The organism is Enterobacter sp. FW301-JW81 (genome assembly GCF_058788735.1).
The window spans coordinates 354,313-376,477 of record NZ_JBYTBA010000004.1 but is presented as its reverse complement, the minus strand read 5'-3'; the positions used below and the strand labels follow the sequence as shown (position 1 = coordinate 376,477).

The 22,165-nt window shown below is 59.7% G+C and carries 21 protein-coding genes, 1 tRNA gene and 1 pseudogene; 11 read left to right on the top strand and 12 right to left on the bottom strand.

Annotation, left to right across the window (positions count from 1 at the left end; all coding sequences use genetic code 11):
* Nucleotides 1-66 precede the first annotated feature (66 nt).
* Nucleotides 67-2,451, top strand: a complete 2,385-nt coding sequence (locus AC3WOK_RS15190) for a beta-N-acetylhexosaminidase (protein ID WP_492354763.1) — start codon at nucleotides 67-69, stop codon at nucleotides 2,449-2,451.
* Between the two features lie 51 nt (nucleotides 2,452-2,502).
* On the opposite strand, the gene ridA is transcribed toward AC3WOK_RS15190, so the two are convergent.
* The 4 genes from ridA to AC3WOK_RS15170 form a co-directional block, all read right to left on the bottom strand.
* The gene (gene ridA, locus AC3WOK_RS15185) at nucleotides 2,503-2,889 is read right to left on the bottom strand and encodes a 2-iminobutanoate/2-iminopropanoate deaminase (protein WP_003863373.1); all 387 of its coding nucleotides are present in this window, start codon (nucleotides 2,887-2,889) and stop codon (nucleotides 2,503-2,505) included.
* 73 nt (nucleotides 2,890-2,962) lie between these two features.
* On the bottom strand, nucleotides 2,963-3,424 hold the full coding sequence (gene pyrI / locus AC3WOK_RS15180; RefSeq protein ID WP_028016502.1) for an aspartate carbamoyltransferase regulatory subunit: 462 nt from the start codon (nucleotides 3,422-3,424) through the stop codon (nucleotides 2,963-2,965).
* Nucleotides 3,425-3,436: 12 nt separating this feature from the next.
* Nucleotides 3,437-4,369, bottom strand: a complete 933-nt coding sequence (pyrB, locus tag AC3WOK_RS15175; RefSeq protein ID WP_492354762.1) for an aspartate carbamoyltransferase — start codon at nucleotides 4,367-4,369, stop codon at nucleotides 3,437-3,439.
* 34 nt (nucleotides 4,370-4,403) lie between these two features.
* On the bottom strand, nucleotides 4,404-4,508 hold the full coding sequence (locus AC3WOK_RS15170) for a pyrBI operon leader peptide (RefSeq protein WP_022646880.1): 105 nt from the start codon (nucleotides 4,506-4,508) through the stop codon (nucleotides 4,404-4,406).
* Between AC3WOK_RS15170 and AC3WOK_RS15165 the strand changes: the two are divergent.
* A pseudogene (locus AC3WOK_RS15165) lies at nucleotides 4,488-4,605 on the top strand (hypothetical protein). The gene AC3WOK_RS15170 and the pseudogene AC3WOK_RS15165 overlap by 21 nt on opposite strands.
* 3 nt (nucleotides 4,606-4,608) lie before the next feature.
* On the opposite strand, the gene AC3WOK_RS15160 reads toward AC3WOK_RS15165, so the two are convergent.
* From AC3WOK_RS15160 to arcA, 5 genes are all read right to left on the bottom strand, one after another.
* The gene (locus AC3WOK_RS15160) at nucleotides 4,609-5,088 is read right to left on the bottom strand and encodes an arginine repressor (RefSeq protein ID WP_059311914.1); all 480 of its coding nucleotides are present in this window, start codon (nucleotides 5,086-5,088) and stop codon (nucleotides 4,609-4,611) included.
* Between the two features lie 80 nt (nucleotides 5,089-5,168).
* Entirely contained in the window at nucleotides 5,169-6,572 is a 1,404-nt protein-coding gene (locus AC3WOK_RS15155; RefSeq protein WP_492354761.1) for a YfcC family protein, read from the bottom strand.
* 46 nt (nucleotides 6,573-6,618) lie between these two features.
* Entirely contained in the window at nucleotides 6,619-7,623 is a 1,005-nt protein-coding gene (gene argF / locus AC3WOK_RS15150) for an ornithine carbamoyltransferase (protein ID WP_032651476.1), read from the bottom strand.
* Nucleotides 7,624-7,743: 120 nt separating this feature from the next.
* Nucleotides 7,744-8,655, bottom strand: a complete 912-nt coding sequence (arcC, locus tag AC3WOK_RS15145; RefSeq protein WP_492354760.1) for a carbamate kinase — start codon at nucleotides 8,653-8,655, stop codon at nucleotides 7,744-7,746.
* Nucleotides 8,656-8,665: 10 nt separating this feature from the next.
* Nucleotides 8,666-9,886, bottom strand: coding sequence for an arginine deiminase (arcA, locus tag AC3WOK_RS15140; protein WP_029739276.1), 1,221 nt, complete (start codon nucleotides 9,884-9,886; stop codon nucleotides 8,666-8,668).
* A gap of 675 nt (nucleotides 9,887-10,561) precedes the next feature.
* Between arcA and AC3WOK_RS15135 the strand changes: the two genes are divergently transcribed.
* The 5 genes from AC3WOK_RS15135 to AC3WOK_RS15115 all read left to right on the top strand — a co-directional run bounded on the left by AC3WOK_RS15135 (nucleotide 10,562) and on the right by AC3WOK_RS15115 (nucleotide 17,375).
* A complete protein-coding gene (locus tag AC3WOK_RS15135) occupies nucleotides 10,562-11,014 on the top strand; it encodes a YhcH/YjgK/YiaL family protein (RefSeq protein WP_492354759.1) in 453 nt (150 codons plus the stop codon).
* A 239-nt stretch (nucleotides 11,015-11,253) separates the two neighbouring features.
* The gene (gene yagE / locus AC3WOK_RS15130) at nucleotides 11,254-12,162 is read left to right on the top strand and encodes a 2-keto-3-deoxygluconate aldolase (protein ID WP_492354758.1); all 909 of its coding nucleotides are present in this window, start codon (nucleotides 11,254-11,256) and stop codon (nucleotides 12,160-12,162) included.
* 14 nt (nucleotides 12,163-12,176) lie between these two features.
* The gene (gene yagF / locus AC3WOK_RS15125; RefSeq protein ID WP_492354757.1) at nucleotides 12,177-14,144 is read left to right on the top strand and encodes a xylonate dehydratase YagF; all 1,968 of its coding nucleotides are present in this window, start codon (nucleotides 12,177-12,179) and stop codon (nucleotides 14,142-14,144) included.
* A 226-nt stretch (nucleotides 14,145-14,370) separates the two neighbouring features.
* Entirely contained in the window at nucleotides 14,371-15,753 is a 1,383-nt protein-coding gene (locus tag AC3WOK_RS15120; RefSeq protein WP_059445123.1) for an MFS transporter, read from the top strand.
* 11 nt (nucleotides 15,754-15,764) lie between these two features.
* Nucleotides 15,765-17,375 carry a glycoside hydrolase family 43 protein gene (locus AC3WOK_RS15115; RefSeq protein ID WP_492354756.1) on the top strand — a complete coding sequence of 537 codons (1,611 nt, stop codon included), beginning with the start codon at nucleotides 15,765-15,767 and terminating at the stop codon, nucleotides 17,373-17,375.
* A gap of 4 nt (nucleotides 17,376-17,379) precedes the next feature.
* Here the strand turns inward: AC3WOK_RS15115 and xynR are convergent, their stop codons facing one another.
* The 3 genes from xynR to argL form a co-directional block, all read right to left on the bottom strand.
* Complete coding sequence (gene xynR / locus AC3WOK_RS15110; RefSeq protein WP_492354755.1) at nucleotides 17,380-18,138, bottom strand: DNA-binding transcriptional repressor XynR; 759 nt, start codon at nucleotides 18,136-18,138, stop codon at nucleotides 17,380-17,382.
* Nucleotides 18,139-18,694: 556 nt separating this feature from the next.
* Nucleotides 18,695-19,699 carry an ornithine carbamoyltransferase gene (gene argF, locus AC3WOK_RS15105; protein ID WP_492354754.1) on the bottom strand — a complete coding sequence of 335 codons (1,005 nt, stop codon included), beginning with the start codon at nucleotides 19,697-19,699 and terminating at the stop codon, nucleotides 18,695-18,697.
* On the bottom strand, nucleotides 19,669-19,764 hold the full coding sequence (gene argL / locus AC3WOK_RS15100; protein WP_213014347.1) for a putative translational regulatory protein ArgL: 96 nt from the start codon (nucleotides 19,762-19,764) through the stop codon (nucleotides 19,669-19,671). Before argL ends, argF (AC3WOK_RS15105) begins: the two co-directional genes overlap by 31 nt.
* A 99-nt stretch (nucleotides 19,765-19,863) precedes the next feature.
* On the opposite strand from argL, the gene rraB reads away from it, so the two are divergent.
* From rraB to AC3WOK_RS15080, 4 genes are all read left to right on the top strand, one after another.
* Nucleotides 19,864-20,289, top strand: coding sequence for a ribonuclease E inhibitor RraB (gene rraB / locus AC3WOK_RS15095; protein WP_006810300.1), 426 nt, complete (start codon nucleotides 19,864-19,866; stop codon nucleotides 20,287-20,289).
* A 46-nt stretch (nucleotides 20,290-20,335) separates the two neighbouring features.
* A complete protein-coding gene (gene miaE / locus AC3WOK_RS15090) occupies nucleotides 20,336-21,094 on the top strand; it encodes a tRNA isopentenyl-2-thiomethyl-A-37 hydroxylase MiaE (RefSeq protein WP_095440249.1) in 759 nt (252 codons plus the stop codon).
* 30 nt (nucleotides 21,095-21,124) lie between these two features.
* Nucleotides 21,125-21,847, top strand: a complete 723-nt coding sequence (locus tag AC3WOK_RS15085; RefSeq protein ID WP_492354753.1) for a topoisomerase II — start codon at nucleotides 21,125-21,127, stop codon at nucleotides 21,845-21,847.
* Between the two features lie 105 nt (nucleotides 21,848-21,952).
* A tRNA-Leu gene (locus tag AC3WOK_RS15080) sits at nucleotides 21,953-22,037 on the top strand.
* Nucleotides 22,038-22,165: the final 128 nt, after the last annotated feature.

Below are 22,165 nucleotides of genomic sequence, written 5' to 3'. Positions count from 1 at the left end.
CGACAAATTGAGCGCATGTTAACAGAATGTTTTGCCTTTATTTGGCCCGTCAGATAAGGAACATTCATGTTACGGTACAGTCTCTTAACCGCCGGGCTGATGCTCGGTGCGTCGGCGTTTGCCGCTCCGGCAGGCGATCTCCCCTTAATGCCCTGGCCTGCGAAGGTTGAACGCCCAACCACCCAGGGCGCGCTGGTGCTCAGCAACAACGTATCCATTAGCGTCAGCGGCGACGATCTGGGCGACGCGGTCAACCGCCTGCGCCAGCGCATTGCCCTGCAAACCGGCTGGACGCTGCAGCCGCAGGCTGAAAAGCCAGACAAATCGACCATCCGCATTGCTATCGCCAAAAAGGTGAAGCCGCAGCCGCTGCCGGACAGCGACGAAAGCTATAAGCTCACGGTGGACGCCAACGGCGTCGATATCTCCGCCAACACCCGCTTCGGCGCGCTGCGCGCCATGGAAACCCTGCTCCAGCTGATGCAGAACGGCGCGGAAAACACCTCGCTGCCGTGGGTCACCATTGAAGATTCCCCGCGCTTCCCGTGGCGCGGGCTGCTGCTGGACTCGGCGCGCCACTTTATCCCGCTGCCGGACATCAAGCGCCAGATTGACGGCATGGCCGCCGCCAAGCTGAACGTGCTGCACTGGCACCTGACAGACGATCAGGGCTGGCGCTTCAGCTCGAAGCGTTACCCTAAGCTGACGCAGCTTGCCAGCGACGGGCTGTTCTACACGCCGGAACAGATGCGCGAGGTCGTGCGTTACGCTACCGAGCGCGGCATCCGCGTAGTGCCGGAGATCGACATGCCGGGCCACGCCTCGGCGCTTGCCGTGGCCTATCCTGAGCTGATGAGCGCGCTAGGGCTGTATCAGATGGAGCGCCACTGGGGCGTGCTGAAGCCGGTGCTGGATCCGACAAAAGACGCAACCTACGCCTTCGCCGAGGCGATGGTCAGCGAACTGGCGGCGATCTTCCCCGATCCGTATCTGCATATTGGCGGCGATGAGGTGGACGACAGCCAGTGGAAAGAGAATGCGGCGATCCAAAAATTCATGCGCGATAACAAGCTCTCGGACAGCCACGCGCTGCAGGCGTATTTCAACCGCAAGCTGGAGACGATCCTCGAGAAACACCACCGGCAGATGGTCGGCTGGGACGAGATCTACCATCCCGATCTGCCGAAAAGCATTCTGATCCAGTCCTGGCAGGGGCAGGATGCGCTGGGGCTGGTGGCGCAGAACGGCTACAAGGGGATCCTCTCGACGGGCTTCTATCTCGACCAACCGCAATCTACCGCTTACCACTACCGGAATGAAATCGTGCCGCAGGGCTTAAACGGCGTGGATGTGATTGCAGACACCGACAGCGTCCAGAGCTGGGCCTTCACCATGCCTCGCCTGAAGGGCAAGCCGGTTGAGGGGAGCTTCACGCTGGTGAAAGGGGATGCCGGCTGGCGTGGATTTATTGATTTTGCCGGGAAATCTCGCCGCGCGGTGCAGGATATTGAATGGCGTGACGACAATCAGGTCACGTTTACCGTCGATACCTGGATGGGCGAAACGCGGCCGGTGGTCTCCGTCGATAACGATAAGCTGAGCGGCTACTTCCTGGTGGGTAATGCCCGGTATCCAATTAGCGGCACGCGCCTGGACGAGGTGCCGAAAGGCATTCCACCGGTCGTGCCGGAAGTGGCGAATCAGGCCAACCTGCTCGGCGGAGAAGCCGCGCTGTGGGCGGAAAACGTGGTGGCACCAGTGCTGGATATCCGCCTGTGGCCGCGCGCCTTTGCGGTGGCGGAACGGCTGTGGTCAGCGAAGGACGTCAACGATGTCGACAACATGTACACCCGCCTGCAGGCGATGGACAGCTGGTCGACGGTGTCGGTCGGGCTGCAGCAGCATACCCAGCAGCAGGTGCAGTTCACGCGGTTGGCGAACAATGCCGATACCCTGCCGCTGCAGATCCTCGCGCAGGCGGTGGAGCCCGCGCAGTATTACACCCGTCAGCACCTCAAGTTCCAGGCGGGAAATTATCATCAGTTCGAACCGCTCAACCGCTTCGCGGATGCGCTGAACGCCGAAAGCGCCACGGTGCGGCAGATGAACAAATGGGCCGACCGTCTGGTGAGCGACGCGGAAGACACGGAAAGCGCCGACGCGCTGCGCCACGTCTTTAACCGCTGGCAGAGCAACACCAGCGACGCGCTGGCGCTAAGCGAAAACAGCTATCAACTGAAGGCGATGAAGCCGGTGATTCAGGAAGTGGATAAGCTGGCCTCGATTGGCCTGCGGCTCACCGACCTGGTGGCGCGTCAGGGCACGCTGGATGATAAAGAGATCGCGTCGATTCAGGGCGAGCTGGATAACGCGGCGAAGGTGCAGGACGAGGTGGTCATTGCGGCGGTGTATCCGCTGGAGACGCTACTTCGCGCCACGCGGAATCAGTAGCGGGCCATAAAAAAAGGCAGCCCCAGGCTGCCTTATCGTCGACAAAGCGAATTAGCGACGTACGGCAATCGCTTCGATTTCAATTTTCACGTCTTTTGGCAGACGGGCCACTTCCACACAGGAGCGCGCCGGGAAGGTGGCATTGTGCTCGGTGAAGAACGCTTCGTAGGTGGCGTTAACGGTCGCGAAATCGTTCAGATCTTTCACGAAAACGGTGGTTTTCACGATATCGCCCACTTTCAGGCCTGCGGATTCCACGATCGCCTGCACGTTTTCCAGCGACTGACGCGCCTGTGCCGCCACGTCTGCCGGTACTTCACCGGTTTTCGGGTTCACCGGGATCTGACCTGAAGTGATGATCATGCTGCCCAGATCAACGCCCTGAACGTAGGGGCCGATAGCCGCAGGTGCATTTTCCGTCGCGAGTACTTTGCTCATGTTTTCTCCAGAATTACAGCGTTAAGAATGTTCCCGGCCATTATAACAGCCGGGATTTCATTACCAACCTCAATTAGTTGGCCAGCACCACATAATGAGAAAACTCTTTTTCGCAGTATTTGCATTTGAGTGCGATGTCATCGGCGCGTTTTTTCACTGCAAAGCTGGAGGATACTGGCTCAGCGTGGCTGATGCAGTTGCTGTTCGGGCAGACCAGCACGCTCTCAATGCGCTCCGGCAGGCTCGGACGGGATTTGCCGACCACTTCATACTCGTCGATGCGGTTGACGGTGGCGTCCGGTGCGTACAGCGACAGCTGGTTAACCTGCTCGTCGGTCAGGAAGGTGTTCTCAATTTTGATCAGATCCTTGCGGCCCATTTCCCCTGACGGCAGGTTCAGGCCGATGGTGATGCGCTGGTCGGTTTCGGTCAGTTTGAACAGCGTCAGCAGCTTAAAGCCCACCTGCGCAGGGATGTGGTCAATCACGGTGCCACGCTTGATGGCTTCAACCTGGAGTTTGTTATCGTGTGTCATGGTCGTTTCCCCTTACAGAGCTAAGTCGCGATTCAGAACCAGTGCCAGTAACGCCTGGCGGGCGAAGATGCCGTTTCCGGCCTGCTGGAAGTACCAGGCGTGCGGCGTTTTATCCACGTCTGTGGCGATCTCATCGATGCGCGGCAGCGGGTGCAGGACCTTCATGTTGTCGCGCGCGCCCTCAAGGTCGTTGGCGCGCAGCACGAACTGCGCCTTCACGTTGGCGTATTCGGACGGGTCCAGGCGCTCTTTCTGCACGCGGGTCATGTACAGAATATCCACGTTGCCCACGACCTCTTCGATGCTGGCGTGCAGGCTCCACTGAATGCCTTTTTCGTCCAGCATGTCGAGAATGTACTGCGGCATCGCCAGCGCGTCAGGCGCGATGAAGAAGAAGCGGTTGCCGTTAAATTTCGCCAGCGCCTGGGTCAGGGAGTGGACGGTGCGGCCGTACTTCAGGTCACCGACCATGGCGATGTTCAGGTTCTCGAGCGTGCCCTGGGTCTCCTGAATGGTGAACAGATCCAGCAGGGTCTGCGTCGGATGCTGGTTGGCACCGTCACCGGCGTTCAGCACCGGAATGCCGCCGGAAAACTCGGTTGCCAGGCGCGCCGCGCCCTCCTGCGGGTGACGCATCACAATCGCGTCGACGTAGGTGCTGATGACTGAAATGGTATCCGCCAGGGTTTCGCCTTTTTTACCCAGCGACGTGTTGCTGCTGTCCGAGAAGCCCACCACGCTCGCGCCCAGGCGGTGCATGGAGGTTTCAAAGGAGAGGCGGGTGCGGGTCGACGCTTCGAAGAAGCAGCTCGCAATCACCTTGTGCTTCAGCAGCTCCGGTTGCGGATTGGCCTTCAGTTTTGCCGCGGTTTCCAGAACCAGTTCCAGCTCTTCGCGGCTGAGGTCGTTTATGGAAATGATGTGTTTTTGATAAAGCGGATTCATGTTTATCTCCTGACGCCGGGCAAAAAAAAGCCCCTCAAATGAGGGGCTCTGGGAATAGGTTTAGCAACGGGAAGAAAAACGGCAGGCCAGCGTCTGATTTCAGACGCGGTAAAACGTTATGTCGAACACGCTTGACCATGCTTCCTCCCGGCAAATTGTCGGGCATTATACGCAGCTCGCTTTTCGGATCAAGCGATTTAATGCACGCTTTACTCAATGCAAACGGTTCTTTATGAATATTAATTCGTTCTGAGTAAATAATTAATTTGCTTATGCACCAGCGCGGTACGCTTCACCACCCGGGGAGCGACCCAGACGATACTGCTGCCGGCCACCACGCCTAAAATTTCCGGTAACTGGTGATAATCCAGAATACGCGCCACCGCGCGGCCATATCCGGCGACGGTATGCACAAGGATAAACTCGCTATTATGCTCGACGCTCACCACCATTTCAGAAACAGTGCGCGCGGCGTCGGGGGCAGGGCGCAGCTGAGGATTCAACGAATAAATTTTTAGCCCTTTGGCATTTCGAATTTTTATGACTCCGAGCAACTTCAGCAGACGCGAAACGGTCGACTGGCTGATGCTGTCAAACCCTCTCTCCTGCAGGTCGCGGCGGATCTCTTCCTGCGAAAGATACCCCTTTTCGGCGATCAGACGCTTGCACACCGTGAGCTGCAGTTGTTCTTTGGGAGAGTACTCTTCGTAATCCATCATGTTTCCCATATCAGTTCCCGAAATAACCGGTGACACCGCACCGATCCGTAGGCCGGATAAGCGCAGCGCCATCCGGCAAATTACATCAACGCCCCCAGGCTTAACGCCACCATAATCACTACCGTTAATATCCCCAGCAGCGGCGCAACCCATTTCAGGTAGCGCACATAGGGCACCCGGGCGATAGCCAGACCGCCCATCACGACGGCTGAGGTGGGAGTGACCAGGTTAACGATGCCGGACGCCGACTGGTAAGCCGTGACCACCAGGTCGCGGTTGACGTTAGCGAAATCGGCAAGCGGTGCCATGATCGGCATCGTCAGAACGGCCAGGCCGGACGAAGAAGGCACAAGAAACGACAGCACGACCTCCAGCCAGTACATCACGTTGATAAACGCCACCGTGGACAACCCGCTGACCAGCCCTTCCGCGCTGTGCAAAATGGTGTGGGTAATCATGCCCTTATCCATGATGACTACGATACCGCGCGCGATGCCGATAATCAGCGCGACGCCCAGCAAATCTCGCGCGCCGTTGATAAACGTCGACGTCAGCTCTTCTTCGCTCATGCGGGCAATCAGGCCGACGATAATCGCGCTGGCGAGAAACACCGCCGAGATCTCCGCCATCCACCAGCCCAGCACCGCCACGCCGTAGATCATCACCGCGAAGGCGAGGGCGAAAATCACGAGGATGATTTTGCGCACCGGGGTAAATTCCAGCGACTGCTCGCCCCTGCTGCCGAGGAAGTGGGCGCGGTTCTCCTCCTGCTTATCCGCAACGATCGACAGCGACGGATCCTGACGCACCTTACGGGCGTAACGCATCACCCACGCCACGCAGATGACCCAGCCGATGACCAGCAGCGCCACGCGCAGGGCGATACCGTTGGTGAAGGGGATCCCCGCGGAGTTGGCGGCGATCACCGTGGCAAACGGGTTGATGGTGGAACCGAGCGTGCCGATCCCCGCGCCAAGCAGCACGGTGGAGGCGGCGACCACCGGGTCGAACCGCGCGGCCAGCATTACCGGCACCAGCAGGGTGTAGAACGGCAGAGACTCTTCGGCCATACCGTAAATCGTGCCGCCTGCGGCAAACAGCGCCATCAGGATCGGGATCATCCACTCCTCGCGGCCGCGCAGCCGGGTGGTGACGCGCTCGATCCCGGCGTCAATTGCCCCGGTTTTGGTGACGATCCCGAGAAATCCCCCGATGATCAGGATAAACAGCGCCACGTCGATCGCCCCGGCCTGGCCGGATTCCGGATCGTACAGCCCGGCAATCGGCGCCATCAGGACGGAAACCAGCCCCTGCGGATGCGCCGCCACGTGCGCGTAGGTTCCGGCAACCGGCACTTCTTTGCCGAGCGCCTCGTTCATTGCCATATGGTACTGACCGGCCGGGACAACCCAGCTCAGCGCTGCGACGACGGCGATCAGAAAGAAGAGAATGGTGTAAGCGGAGGGAAACTTGAACTTGCCCATGATGTTCTCCTTAACCCGGCGCACCCCGCGGCGCGCCGGGCGGTGATTAGTCGCCGAGTGTCGCCACCATGACCGCTTTAATGGTGTGCATGCGGTTTTCTGCTTCGTCGAAGACGATGGAGTTCGGTGATTCAAAGACCTCTTCCGTCACCTCCAGCCCCTTCAGGCCGTACGCCATCTCGATCTCGCGGCCCACTTTGGTGTGCTCGTTGTGGAACGCGGGCAGGCAGTGCATGAACTTGACGTTCGGGTTGCCGGTGGCTTTCATCACCTGCGCGTTAATCTGATACGGCTTCATCAGGCTGACGCGCTCGGCCCAGGCCTCCTTCGGCTCGCCCATGGAGACCCACACGTCGGTGTAGAGGAAATCGGTCCCCCGCACGCCTTCTTCAACGTCGTCGGTCAGCGTGATACGCGCGCCCGTCTCTTTGGCGATGGCGCGGCACTGCTCAACCAGACCCGCTTCCGGCCAGAAGGATTTCGGTGCGACGAGGCGGATATCCATCCCCATTTTGGCCGCGCCGACCATCAGCGAGTTGCCCATGTTGTTACGCGCGTCGCCGAGATAGGCAAAGCTCAGCTCCGGCAGGGTTTTGCCCGGCGCGTGTTCCAGCATGGTCATCAGGTCGGCGAGGATTTGGGTGGGGTGGAACTCGTCGGTCAGGCCGTTCCACACCGGTACGCCCGCGTATTCGCCCAGCTCTTCGACGATGGCCTGGCCGTAGCCGCGATATTCGATGCCGTCATACATGCGGCCCAGCACGCGGGCGGTGTCTTTCATCGACTCTTTATGGCCGATCTGCGAGCCGCTTGGGCCGAGGTAGGTCACCTGCGCGCCCTGGTCAAACGCGCCCACTTCAAAGGCGCAGCGGGTGCGGGTGGAGGTTTTTTCAAAAATCAGGGCGATGTTTTTCCCGACCAGGGTTTGCTTTTCGCGCCCGGCTTTTTTGGCCGCTTTCAGCTCGATGGCGAGGTCGATCAGGTACTGGATCTCTGCCGGGGTGTAGTCCAGCAGCTTGAGGAAGTTGCGGTTTTTCAGGTTGATGGTCATGTGGGAAATCCTTTTTAAAATTTAGCTGTCTGATGCCCTCACCCCGGCCCTCTCCCACGGGGAGAGGGGGCTTACATTCCCTCTCCCTGTGGGAGAGGGTTAGGGTGAGGGGAAAACGACTCAGTTACGAATCAACGTGCCTTTCTCGCCTGCCAGGATCTCCGCGCCGTCATTCAGCGCGCCGATCCCGGCTATCCCATTGCAGGCTTCAACAAACTCGCGGCAGGCGGCCACTTTCGGCCCCATCGATCCGGCGTCGAACTGCATGCCCCTGAGCAGTTCCGGCGTGACCTGCGCCAGCGGGCGCTGGGTCGGTTTGCCCCAGTCGAGGTACACCGCGTCGGCGTCGGTCAGGATCAGCAGGGCATCGGCTTCGATCTGGCGCGCCAGCAGGGCGGCGGAGAGGTCTTTGTCGATCACCGCCTCAATGCCGCGATAGCCGTTGGCGTTTTCCACCACCGGCACGCCGCCGCCGCCGTTGCAGATCACCAGGTGGTCGCGCTGGATCAGCGCCGTGATGGCGTCGCGCTCTACGATGCGCTTCGGCTGCGGTGAGGGCACCACGCGGCGGACGTAGCTGCCGTCGGCCCTGAACACCCAGCCTTTTTCCGCGGCCAGCGCTTTCGCCTGGGCTTCGCTGTACACCGGGCCGATGTACTTGGTCGGGTTGCGGAAGGCCGGGTCGGCGGCGTCCACTTCCACCTGGGTGAGCAGGACGCTCACCTCGCGCTGGGGCAGGTTATTTTTCAGCGCCTGCTGGAGCATGTAGCCGATCATCCCCTGGCTTTCGGCGCCGAGAACGTCCAGCGGGTAGGGCGTCACTTTGTCGTAGGCGCTGTTCTGCAGCGCCAGCAGCCCGACCTGCGGCCCGTTGCCGTGCACCAGTACTACGCGCCACTGCGCCGTCAGCCCGGCGATGGTGCGGGCGGCCTGCTCGATGTTCTGACGCTGGATCTCCGCTTCCAGCGGCTCGCCGCGCTTGAGCAGCGCGTTGCCGCCCAGGGCCACAACCAGAGTGGGTTTTCGTTCCATGATGGCTCCTTTAAATTCCGTCGCGTTCCAGCGGGCAGCTCATGCAGCGCGCGCCGCCGCGCCCGCGTCCCAGCTCGTCGCCCGGGATGGGCAGTACGGTGATACCCGCCTTGTCGTACTTCTCGTTGGTCCAGACGTTGCGCTCGTAGCCAATCACCACGCCCGGGCGGATGGTTAGCACGTTGTTGGCGTCGTTCCACTGCTCGCGTTCGGCTTCAAAGGCGTCGCCGCCGGTGGTGATCAGACGCACCTGGTTAATGCCGAGCGCTTTCTCGATGGCGTGCAGCAGGTCGGTTTCCTGGGTGCGCAGCAGGCCGCCGCGTCCGTCCGGGGTGAGCGTCCAGCACTGGGCGTCTTTGCGCACCACTTCCGGGTAAACGGAGAAGGTGTCCACGTCGATGTGGGTCATAACGGTGTCGAGGTGCATGCAGGAGCGGTGTTTTGGCAATTCAACGGCGATCACGCGCTCGGCCTGGCGGTGTTTGAACAGGCTGTTGGCGAGAAACTCCACGCCCTGCGGGGTGGTGCGTTCGGACATGCCGATCAGCACCGCACCGCGGCCAATCACTAATACGTCGCCGCCTTCTAAGGTGGCGTGGTCGTAATTAATATTCTCGTCGCCGAAATACTTAATAAAATCGCCGTCGGCAAACGCCGGGTGCCAGCGATATATTGCCCGCAGGTTATTCGTTTCGCGCTGACGGGCCGGTTTGGCCATCGGGTTAATGGACACGCCGTTATAAATCCAGCAGGAGGTATCGCGGGTAAATAAATGGTTCGGCAGCGGCTTCATAATAAAATCATTTGCCGTGTGGGTATCGACCACCATATTTTTAATGGCCGCCGGAATTTCACCGTAGGTTAATCCGCCGCTTAATCTGCGCGCCAGCTCGCGGTGCGGCATATCCGCCAGCCAGCCGCGGACGTCACCGGCAAAGGTGGGGCCGAGGCGGTAGTCGGAGATTTGCGTATCCAGAAGCCAGGCCTTCGCTTCTGCAATATCAAGAGTTTGTGTCAGAAGGTCGGTCAACAGCAGGACTTCCACACCCTGCTCGCGCAGCGTGTTTGCGAAAATGTCATGCTCCTCACCCGCCCGTTCAACCGAGAGCACGTCATCGAAAAGTAGCTCCTGACAATTCGATGGCGTTAAGCGCTTCAGACTTAAATTTGGGCGGTGCAGCATAACGCTACGCAATTGACCAATTTCAGAACCGACGTAATGCTTTTCCATAATTATTCCTTTAACTGTTTTTCAGAATAAAAAGGGCATGCGCCATGTGATGTATTTAATTGCATGGCGGCTAAGCTCAATTGATTTCGTGATTTATACTAGGCAGTTAAATAATCCGTAATGTGATATTGCTCACGTGAAGCCGGATATTAAGGGGTTTGTTTTCATTTGCATGATTCGCATCAGATAATGATTAATTGGTTATTTTGATAAGGTGAATAGCTAAGCAGGATCCGCTGACATTATTTGAGGTTGTTATTGTTTTGTAGAATTTCACGCTTTGACATATTTTATTATGTGATTGATTTTAAATGAATAAAAAGTTAGTGGGGAATGGCTATGCAGTATTGCTACTTAATTATTTTTGGCTTAAGGAAAATCAATAAATAGTTATGGGATTTAATCGCAAATTATCAAAGTGATAAAGTGTGAGGCTGCAGCGAGTTTTATTGTTATGGCCTGACGATCAGTGAGTTAGCGCGCGGGAGAAATAATAAGGAAATGAAGATATGCATAATGAATGCATAAATGCCTGCGATGGGTTAACAGCAAATTAACACCATTCCCGATAAACATGCGCTGGCGCAAAACCCATCGAGAAAGCGGTGGTATGGCAGTGAGAATTCTCGTATAAAAGGTAAAAATGAAACGTTGTTTTATATCGAGGGTATTCTCATGATTATCGGCAACATCCACCATCTGCAGTCCTGGCTGCCTGACGAGCTGCGTCAGGCCATTGAGCACGTCAAAGCCCACGTCACCGACGCCACGCCGCTCGGGAAACACGACATCAACGGCAACAGCCTGTTTTATCTGGTCTCGGAAGACATGACCCAACCGTTCGCCGAGCGCCGCGCCGAGTACCACGTGCGTTATCTGGATATCCAGATTGTGTTGAAGGGCCAGGAAGGGATGACCTTCAGCACCCTGCCGCCCGGCACGCCGGACACTGACTGGCTGGCGGACAAAGACATCGCGTTCCTGCCGGAAGGCGAGCAGGAAAAAACCGTGGTGATGAGCGAAGGGGATTTCGTGGTGTTCTGGCCGGGTGAAGTGCATAAGCCGCTGTGCGCGGTGGGGGCGCCTGCTAAGGTCAGGAAAGTAGTCGTTAAAATGCTGGTGGAGTAATTTCCCCTCACCCCGGCCCTCTCCCAGAGGGAGAGGGTGTAAAAGTCCCCTCTCCCTCTGGGAGAGGGTTAGGGTGAGGGCACCAGACCGCACCCACGCATAATGTGATCCAGCTTAAATTTCCCACACTCCTTCTTCCCTTCCCATTTACCTGCGCTTTTTCTGCGTCATAGTATGATCGTTAAATTAATGAACGCTGTTCTATAATGTAGAACAAAATGATTCAGCAAGGAGATCTTATGCCGCAGTCCGCGTTGTTCACGGGAATCATTCCCCCTGTCTCCACCATTTTTACCGCCGATGGCCAGCTCGATAAGCCGGGCACCGCCGCGCTGATCGACGATCTGATCAAGGCAGGCGTCGACGGCCTGTTCTTCCTGGGCAGCGGCGGCGAGTTCTCCCAGCTCAGCGCCGAAGAGCGTAAAACCATTGCCCGCTTTGCTATCGATCATGTCGATCGTCGCGTGCCGGTGCTGATCGGCACCGGCGGCACCAACGCCCGGGAAACCATTGCGCTGAGCCAGCACGCGCAGCAGGCGGGCGCGGACGGCATCGTGGTGATTAACCCCTACTACTGGAAAGTGTCGGAAGCGAATCTGATCCGCTACTTCGAGCAGGTGGCGGACAGCGTCACGCTGCCGGTGATGCTCTATAACTTCCCGGCGCTGACCGGGCAGGATCTGACCCCGGCGCTGGTGAAAACCCTCGCCGATTCGCGCAGCAACATCGTCGGAATTAAAGACACCATCGACTCCGTCGCCCACCTGCGCAGCATGATCCACACCGTCAAAGCCGCCCATCCGCACTTCACCGTGCTGTGCGGCTACGACGATCATCTGTTTAATACCCTGCTGCTCGGCGGCGACGGGGCGATTTCGGCGAGCGGCAACTTTGCCCCGCAGGTGTCGGTGAATCTTCTGAAAGCCTGGCGGGATAAAGACGTGGCGAAAGCGGCTGAGTATCATCAGACCTTACTGCAAATACCGCAGATGTATCAGCTGGATACGCCGTTTGTGAACGTCATTAAAGAGGCGATTGTGCTCTGCGGCCGCCCGATTTCCACGCACGTGCTGCCGCCCGCCTCTGCGCTGGACGAGCCGCGTAAGGCGCAGCTGAAAACCCTGCTGCAACAGCTCAAGCTCTGCTGAGCCGGACGATAACCATGACCATCGAGAACATTTTCACCCCACAGGACGATGCGTTTTATGCGGTGATCACCCACGCGGCGGGGCCGCAGGGCGCGCTGCCGCTGACTCCGCAGATGCTGATGGAATCCCCCAGCGGCAACCTGTTCGGCATGACGCAGAACGCCGGGATGGGGTGGGACGCCAACAAGCTCACCGGCAAAGAGGTGCTGATTATTGGTACCCAGGGCGGCATCCGCGCCGGAGACGGACGCCCGGTTGCGCTGGGCTACCACACCGGGCACTGGGAAATCGGCATGCAGATGCAGGCGGCGGCGAAGGAGATCACCCGCAACTGCGGGATCCCGTTTGCGGCCTTCGTCAGCGATCCCTGCGACGGGCGCTCTCAGGGCACGCACGGCATGTTCGACTCCCTGCCGTACCGCAACGACGCGGCGATCGTGTTTCGCCGCCTGATCCGTTCCCTCCCTACGCGCCGGGCGGTGATTGGCGTCGCGACCTGTGATAAAGGGCTGCCCGCCACCATGATTGCCCTGGCCGCGATGCATGACCTGCCGACCATTCTGGTGCCGGGCGGGGCGACGCTGCCGCCAACCGTGGGGGAAGACGCAGGCAAGGTGCAGACCATTGGCGCGCGCTTTGCCAACCACGAACTCTCCCTGCAGGAGGCCGCCGAGCTGGGCTGTCGCGCCTGCGCCTCGCCGGGCGGCGGATGTCAGTTCCTCGGCACGGCGGGCACCTCGCAGGTGGTCGCGGAAGCGCTGGGTCTGGCGCTGCCGCACTCCGCGCTGGCCCCGTCCGGGCAGGCGGTGTGGCTGGAGATCGCCCGCCAGTCGGCGCGCGCGGTCAGCGAGCTGGATAACCGCGGCATCACCACGCGCGATATCCTCACCGATAAAGCCATCGAAAACGCCATGGTGATCCATGCGGCCTTCGGCGGCTCGACCAATTTACTGCTGCACATTCCGGCCATCGCCCACGCGGCGGGCTGCACTATTCCGGACGTTGAACACTGGACGCGCGTCAACCGTAAGGTGCCGCGCCTGGTCAGCGTGCTGCCCAACGGCCCGGACTATCACCCGACCGTGCGCGCCTTCCTCGCGGGCGGCGTGCCGGAGGTGATGCTTCACCTGCGCGATCTTGGCCTGCTGCATCTGGACGCCATGACCGTGACCGGCCAGACGGTGGGCGAGAACCTCGACTGGTGGCAGGCGTCCGAGCGCCGGGCGCGCTTCCGCCAGTGCCTGCGCGAGCAGGATGGCGTGGATCCGGATGACGTGATCCTGCCGCCGGAGAAGGCAAAAGCGAAAGGGCTGACCTCAACGGTTTGCTTCCCGACGGGCAACATCGCGCCGGAAGGATCGGTGATCAAGGCCACGGCGATCGACCCGTCGGTCGTCGGTGAAGATGGCGTTTACCGCCACACCGGCCGGGCTCGGGTGTTTGTCTCGGAAGCGCAGGCGATCAAGGCCATCAAGCGGGAAGAAATTGCGCAGGGGGATATCATGGTGGTGATCGGCGGCGGGCCGTCCGGCACCGGCATGGAAGAGACCTACCAGCTCACCTCCGCGCTGAAGCATATCTCGTGGGGCAAGACGGTGTCGTTAATCACCGATGCGCGCTTCTCGGGCGTGTCGACGGGCGCCTGCTTCGGCCACGTGTCGCCGGAGGCGCTGGCGGGCGGGCCGATTGGCAAGCTGCGCGACAACGACATCATCGAGATTGCCGTGGACCGCCTGACCCTGACGGGCAGCGTGAACTTTATCGGCACGGAGGACAACCCGCTGACGCCGGAAGAGGGGGCGCGCGAGCTGGCAGTCAGGCAGACGCACCCGGACCTGCACGCCCACGACTTTTTGCCGGACGATACCCGGCTGTGGGCGGCGCTGCAGTCGGTGAGTGGCGGCACCTGGAAAGGCTGTATTTATGACACCGATAAAATTATCGAGGTAATTAACGCCGGTAAAAAAGCGCTCGGCATTTAATTATTTTCTGAGATAAAACCGTCTGCGGGAAATATTCCGCGGACGGTTTTATCTCGCCTGTAATTTGCTAATTTAAACAACAAGTTGAGATATATCGTTGGCGTCACAAAAGCAAAATAACGTAATTCAGAAATAAGATATGACCATTGCTGGTTAATTGAACAGCTCATTACACTCCATTAACACGATGTTGTAATTCAGCACACTACATAAGGGTGTAATTCTGATGACGCAATTAACCATGAAAGACAAAATTGGCTACGGGCTGGGTGACACCGCCTGCGGCTTCGTCTGGCAGGCCACGATGTTCCTGCTGGCCTACTTCTACACCGACGTCTTCGGCCTGTCGGCGGGGATTATGGGCACGCTGTTTTTGGTCTCCCGCGTGCTCGACGCCGTGACCGACCCGCTGATGGGGCTGCTGGTAGACCGCACCCGCACGCGTCACGGCCAGTTCCGCCCGTTCCTGCTGTGGGGCGCCATCCCGTTCGGCATCGTCTGCGTGCTGACCTTCTACACGCCGGATTTCTCCGCGCAGGGCAAAATCATCTACGCCTGCGTGACCTACATTCTCCTGACCCTGGTCTATACCTTCGTTAACGTGCCGTACTGCGCCATGCCGGGGGTCATTACCGCCGACCCGAAAGAGCGTCACGCCCTGCAGTCCTGGCGTTTCTTCCTGGCGGCGGCGGGCTCGCTCGCCATCAGCGGCATCGCGCTGCCGCTGGTGAGCATCATCGGCAAAGGGGACGAGCAGGTGGGTTATTTCGGCGCCATGTGCGTGCTGGGGCTGAGCGGCGTGGTGCTGCTCTACGTCTGCTTCTTCACCACCAAAGAGCGCTACACCTTTGAGGTGCAGCCGGGCTCGTCGGTGGCGAAAGATCTCAAGCTGCTGCTGGGCAACGGCCAGTGGCGCATCATGTGCGCGTTCAAGATGATGGCGACCTGCTCTAACGTGGTGCGCGGCGGGGCGACGCTCTACTTCGTGAAATACGTGATGGATCATCCGGAGATGGCGACCCAGTTCTTACTCTACGGCAGCCTCGCCACCATGTTCGGCTCGCTCTGCTCCTCCCGCCTGCTGGGCCGCTTCGACCGCGTCACCGCCTTCAAGTGGATCATCGTCGCCTACTCGCTGATCAGCCTGCTGATTTTCGTCACCCCGGCCGAGCATATCGCGCTGATTTTCGCCCTCAACATCCTGTTCCTGTTCGTCTTTAACACCACTACGCCGCTGCAGTGGCTGATGGCCTCTGACGTGGTGGACTACGAGGAGAGCCGCAGCGGGCGCCGCCTCGACGGGCTGGTGTTCTCCACCTACCTGTTCAGCCTGAAGATTGGCCTGGCGATTGGCGGGGCGGTGGTGGGCTGGATCCTGGCGTATGTGAACTACTCCGCCAGCAGCAGCGTGCAGCCGGTCGAGGTACTTACCACCATCAAAATTCTGTTCTGTGTGGTGCCCGTGGTGCTCTATGCGGGCATGTTCATCATGCTGTCGTTTTATAAGCTCACCGACGCCCGCGTGGAGGCCATCAGCCAGCAGCTGATTAAGCACCGCGCGGCGCAGGGCGAGGCCATTCCCGACGCTGCGACAGCCGCATCCCATTAACCGGAGGCAATATGCAAATCACTAACCCGATACTCACCGGCTTCAACCCGGACCCGTCCCTGTGCCGTCAGGGCGAGGACTACTACATCGCCACTTCGACCTTCGAGTGGTTCCCGGGCGTGCGCATCTACCACTCCCGTGACCTGAAAAACTGGTCGCTGGTCAGCACCCCGCTGGACCGCGTGTCGATGCTGGACATGAAGGGCAACCCGGACTCCGGCGGCATCTGGGCGCCGTGCCTGAGCTACGCCGACGGTAAATTCTGGCTGCTCTATACCGACGTGAAGATTGTCGACTCGCCGTGGAAAAACGGCCGTAACTTTCTGGTAACCGCGCCCTCCATCGAGGGGCCGTGGAGCGAGCCGATCCCGATGGGCAACGGCGGGTTTGACCCGTCCCTGTTCCACGACGACGACGGCCGCAAGTACTACCTCTACCGCCCGTGGGGGCCGCGCCACCATAGCAACCCGCACAACACCATCGTGTTGCAGGAGTTTGACCCGCAAACCGGCACCCTCTCGCCCGAGCGCAAAACCCTGTTTACCGGCACGCCGCTCTGCTACACCGAGGGCGCGCACCTTTATCGCCACGCGGGATGGTACTACCTGATGGTCGCCGAGGGCGGCACCAGCTACGAGCACGCGGTTGTGGTGCTGCGTTCAAAAACCATCGACGGGCCGTACGAGCTGCATCCGGAGGTGACGATGATGACCAGCTGGCACCTGCCGGAGAACCCGCTGCAGAAGAGCGGCCACGGCTCGCTGCTACAGACCCACACCGGGGAATGGTACATGGCCTACCTCACCAGCCGCCCGCTGCGCCTGCCCGGCGTGCCGCTGCTGGCCTCCGGAGGACGCGGCTACTGCCCGCTGGGGCGCGAGACCGGCATCGCCCGCATTGAGTGGCGCGATGGCTGGCCGTACGTGGAAGGCGGCAAGCACGCGCAGCTGACAGTGAAAGGCCCGCAGGTGTCGGAGCAGCCCTCAGCCGTTCAGGTCAGCTGGCGGGAGGATTTCGACGCCAGTTCGCTCGACCCGGAGCTGCAGACCCTGCGCATCCCGTTCGACGACACCCTCGGCTCGCTCACCGCGCGCCCCGGCTATTTACGGCTCTACGGCAACGACTCGCTCAACTCCACCTTTACCCAGTCGACCGTGGCACGCCGCTGGCAGCACTTCGCTTTCCGCTCAGAAACGCGGATGCAGTTCTCGCCGGTCCACTTCCAGCAGAGCGCGGGGCTGACCTGCTACTACAACAGTAAAAACTGGAGTTACTGCTTTGTGGACTACGAGGAGGGGCAGGGGAGAACGATTAAGGTGATCCAGCTCGACCACAACGTGCCGTCATGGCCGCTGCACGAGCAGCCGATTCCAGTGCCGGAGCGCGCGGAGAGCGTCTGGCTGCGCGTGGACGTGGATAAGCTGGTCTACCGCTACAGCTACTCGTTTGATGGCGAGACGTGGCACGCCGTGCCGGTAACGTATGAGGCGTGGAAACTGTCGGACGACTACATCGGCGGGCGCGGCTTCTTCACCGGCGCGTTTGTGGGGCTGCACTGCGAGGACATCAGCGGCGACGGCTGCCACGCGGACTTCGACTACTTCACCTACGAGCCAGCCTGACGGCTCAGGCCGGGTAGCCCAGCGCGCGTGATAGCTGGAGCCCGGCCTGCTGAAGCTGCTCGCGGAAATCAGCCAGCCCGGCATCGTCCACGCGGGAGGTCAGGGTCGACAGGCTCAGGGCGGCAATCACGCGGGATTCATGGTTCCACACCGGCACCGCCACGCAGCGCACGCCCTGCTCGTTCTCTTCGCTATCCAGGGCAAAACCCTGCTCGCGGGTCTGCGCCAGGGCGCTCATTAGGGCTTCACGAGAGGCGAGGGTGGAAGGCGTAAAGGTAGTGTACTGATAGCCCTCCAGCAGGGCGTTCAGCTCGCCCTCGCCTAGCCAGGCAATCAGCACCTTGCCGATGGCGGTGGCGTGAACCGGCAGGCGGCGGCCGATGCGCGAATAGGCGATGGCCGCCAGCTTGCCTTCAATCTTCTCGATATAAACCCCTTCACGCCCGTCCAGGATCCCCAGATGGGTGGTCTGCCCGGTACGCTGGGACAGCTCCGTCAGCCAGCCCTTCGCCTTTTGACGAATATCGATGGAGCCCACGACGAAATGGCCGCGCTCGACCAGCTTCATGCCGAGGCGATACTTACCGTTTTCCGGGTTCTGATCGATATAGCCGTGAAGCTGCAGGGTTTTCAGCAGCGAGTGGAGGGTACTCTTGCTCAGCCCCATCAGTTTGCTGATGTCGGTGATCTTAAGCTCGGTGGCCTGCTCGTTGAACAGGTCGAGGATCTGCAACGCACGTTCAACAGACTGAATAATCGGCATAATGCTGGCATGTCCACGCTGGAATTAAGGCGAAAACGTACCTTTTTCGGGGTGAAAAATCAATGAAATGGAGCCGGTTTGCTCCCTCTTCCCGTGAGAGAGGGCCGGGGTGAGGGCATCAGGCCGCATTGTCGCCTGATTCGCCCGGCGGCGCTGCGCTTGCACGGGCCTACGGGCTGGGTGTTCTCCCTCTCCCTGTGGGAGAGGGCTGGGGTTGAGGGCATCAGGCCGCATCGCCGCCTGATTCGCCCGGCGGCGCTTCGCTTGCACGGGCCTACGGGCTGGGTGTTCTCCCTCTCCCTGTGGGAGAGGGCCGGGGTTGAGGGCATCAGGCCGCATCGCCGCCTGATTCGCCCGACGGCGCTTCGCTTGCACGGGCCTACGGGTTGGGTTTTCTCCCTCTCCCTGTGGGAGAGGGTCGGGGTGAGGGCATCAGGCCGCATCGCCGCCTGATTCGCCCGGCGGCGCTACGCTTGCACGGGCCTGCGGGCTGGGTGTTCTCCCTCTCCCTGTGGGAGAGGGCCGGGGTGAGGGCATCTGAACGCAGAGGACCCAATCACTCCCCAAGCGTCGCCACCATCACCGCCTTAATCGTATGCATCCGGTTTTCCGCCTGGTCAAACACAATGCTCGTCGCCGATTCAAACACCTCGTCCGTCACTTCCATCCCGCCGTGCAGATCGTACTCTTTCGCCATCTGCTTGCCGAGCGTGGTCTGGTCGTCATGGAACGCCGGCAGACAGTGCAGGAACTTCACGTTTGGGTTGCCGGTCAGCGCCATCATATTCGCATTCACCTGATACCCGCGCAGCAGCGCAATCCGCTCCGCCCACTTCTCTTTGGCTTCGCCCATCGACACCCACACGTCGGTATAAATAAAGTCCGCGCCCTTCACGCCCGCCGCCACGTCTTCCGTCAGCGTGATTTTCCCGCCGTGCTTCTCCGCCAGCGCGCTGCACTCCGCCACCAGGCTCTCTTCCGGCCAGCAGGCTTTCGGGGCCACCAGGCGCAGATCCAGCCCGGTCAGCGCCGCTGCTTCCAGCATCGAGTTACCCATGTTGTTGCGCGCGTCGCCCGCGTAGACCAGCGTCATCTCGTTAAACGCCTTGCCCGGCAGGTGCTCCTGCATGGTCAGCAGATCCGCCAGCAGCTGCGTGGGGTGGAACTCGTTGGTCAGCCCGTTCCACACCGGCACGCCCGCGTACTGCGCCAGCGTTTCGACCACTTCCTGCCCGTGGCCGCGATACTGAATGCCGTCGTACATCCGCCCGAGCACGCGCGCGGTGTCCTTAATTGACTCTTTATGCCCAATCTGGCTGCCGCTCGGCCCTAAATAGGTGACGCGCGCGCCCTGGTCAAATGCGGCAACTTCGAAAGAGCATCGTGTACGGGTTGAGTCTTTTTCGAAGATGAGCGCGATGTTTTTACCGGTAAGCTTTTGTACTTCCTTGCCATTTTTTTTATCGGCTTTGAGCTGTGCGGCAAGGGTCAGCAGAGAAGTGAACTGTGCAGGGGTAAAGTCGAGCAATTTCAGAAAGTGTTTCTTGTACAGATCAGACATTTTATCCTCACATGGCGAACGCCACTTATTGAATTAAAATTCACTTTATATGTGTAATTATTCATTTGCAACCCCGTTTAACAAATCTTTCTCACAAAGGTGGAGGCAAACACGTCCGTGTGTGAAAATAGAAGTATCTGCCGCACTTTAAAGAGGAATGAGCCATGGCAAACCCGGAACACCTGGAAGAACAACGCGAAGAGACGCGTCTGATTATTGAAGAGCTGCTGGAAGACGGTAGCGATCCGGACGCGCTGTACACCATCGAGCACCATTTCTCTGCGGATGATTTCGACGCGCTGGAAAAAATGGCGGTGGAAGCTTTTAAACTGGGTTACGAAGTGACCGAGCCGGAAGAGCTGGAAGTGGAAGAGGGCGATACCGTCATCTGCTGCGACATCCTGAGCGAAGGCGCGCTGAAGGCGGAGCTGATCGACGCGCAGGTAGAACAGCTGATGAACCTGGCCGAGAAGTTTGACGTGGAGTACGACGGCTGGGGAACCTACTTCGAAGATCCGAACGGTGAAGACGGCGAAGAGGGCGACGACGAAGATTACGTCGACGAAGACGACGACGGCGTGCGTCACTAAGCGTTTCAGGCGGTGGCGCACGCCACCGCTTTTTCAAGGCAGAACCATGGATTACCCGCAGATACTCTCCCCCGTACTTAACTTCCTCCAGTGCCCGACCCCGCAAGCATGGATTGATAAAGCCCGCGACCCGGCGAACCTGCCGCTGCTGCTCACCGACCACATGGTGTGCGAGCTCAAGGCCGCCCAGACCGCGCTGCTACTCGTGCGTAAATACGTCGCCGACGAAAGCGGTGCCGACGCGTTGCTCGACTGGCTCAAACCCTATGAACTGTTCACCTTCCGCGACGGCCCGGAGCCGGACTTCATCGCCCTGCACAGGCAGATTGGCAAAAGCGTGATGCCCAAAACCGACGACCCGTGGGGCCAGGCGCTTATCGACAGCATGGTGCTGCTGATTAAAGAGGAGCTGCACCACTTCTGGCAGGTGCGCGAGGCGATGCTGGCCCGCGACATTCCGTACGTCAAAATCACCGCCAGCCGCTACGCCAAAGGGATGCTGAAGGAAGTGCGCACCCACGAGCCGCTGACGCTGATCGACAAGCTCATCTGCGGCGCCTACATCGAAGCCCGCTCCTGCGAACGCTTCGCCGCGCTGGCCCCGTTCCTCGACGACGACCTGCAGAAGTTCTATCTCTCGCTGCTGCGCTCGGAAGCGCGCCATTATCAGGACTACCTGACGCTGGCCCAGCAGGTGAGCGACGACGATATCTCACCGCGCATAAAGCTTTTTGGCGAAATTGAAGCCACACTTATCTCGACACCGGACAACGAGTTTCGCTTCCACAGCGGCGTGCCGGTGTAAACCGGCATAACTCAAGGATAAGGATGCGAGATGAATAAAACGTGGACCCGTATTGTGATTGTCGTCATTGCGGCTGCCGCCGTGGCGTTCTGGGTGTTTTTCGACAGGCAGCGCGCCCCGGAACGGCAGATGGATAACGCCCTCAACGCGATGCCCGCCTGGCAGGTGATTAAGGAGCAGGAGCCCGCGCTGCATCAGCGCATCCTCGACCAGATGGCCGCGCTGCAAAAAGCGGGCGAGCCGGAGCAGCAGATTATCGACACCATCCAGCCGCAGATCCTGCATCTGCAGATGTCGCGCCTGCAAAACGCCCCGGACGCCAACGTGGTGAACTACATGACCATCAATATGGAGCAGACCGCCGCCATCCAGAAGGTGAGCGATGACGCCTGCTTCCGCTTCCTCTACCCGATGGTGAAGGGCGGCATCAACCCGATGCGCATGCTGGATAAAGACCTGATGGCGCGGCGCATGCAGGCCGATGCCGACATGATGCGCGCAGCCTACGGCAAAAATCGCCACACCGTAACCCCGGCCGAGCGCGAGGCGGCTGTCGAAGATGTGCGACCGATTATGAAGGAGCTTGCCGATAAGTACGGCGAGGACATCCAGCTGCTGCAGATGCCGGAGAAGGCGGTGGGCAAAGAGAAGCTCTCCTGCGATATGGTGCAGGAGATGTGGGCCAAGGTGCTGGCGCTGCCGGAGCAGAAGGCGGCGAGGGTGATTCGGCTGGCGGTGTCTGAGCTGGACTGAGGGTAGCGCTGATTTTTTGGGCACTTAGCGCGGGTTTCGCGCGTCGTCGCTTGCATGGCGGCGCGCGACAGGTATAATCCACAACGTTTCCGCATCCCCTTCAGTGCCGAAGTGGCGAAATCGGTAGACGCAGTTGATTCAAAATCAACCGTAGAAATACGTGCCGGTTCGAGTCCGGCCTTCGGCACCAAAAGATGCAAATCAAAGTCGCTTAAGGGCGGCTTTTTTTGTGTCTGAAGTCTGAACGAATAGCATTGTCTATACATTTCTTGTACAAAAATCAAACTGTTCAAACTATAATGCGGATGCTTACGATTG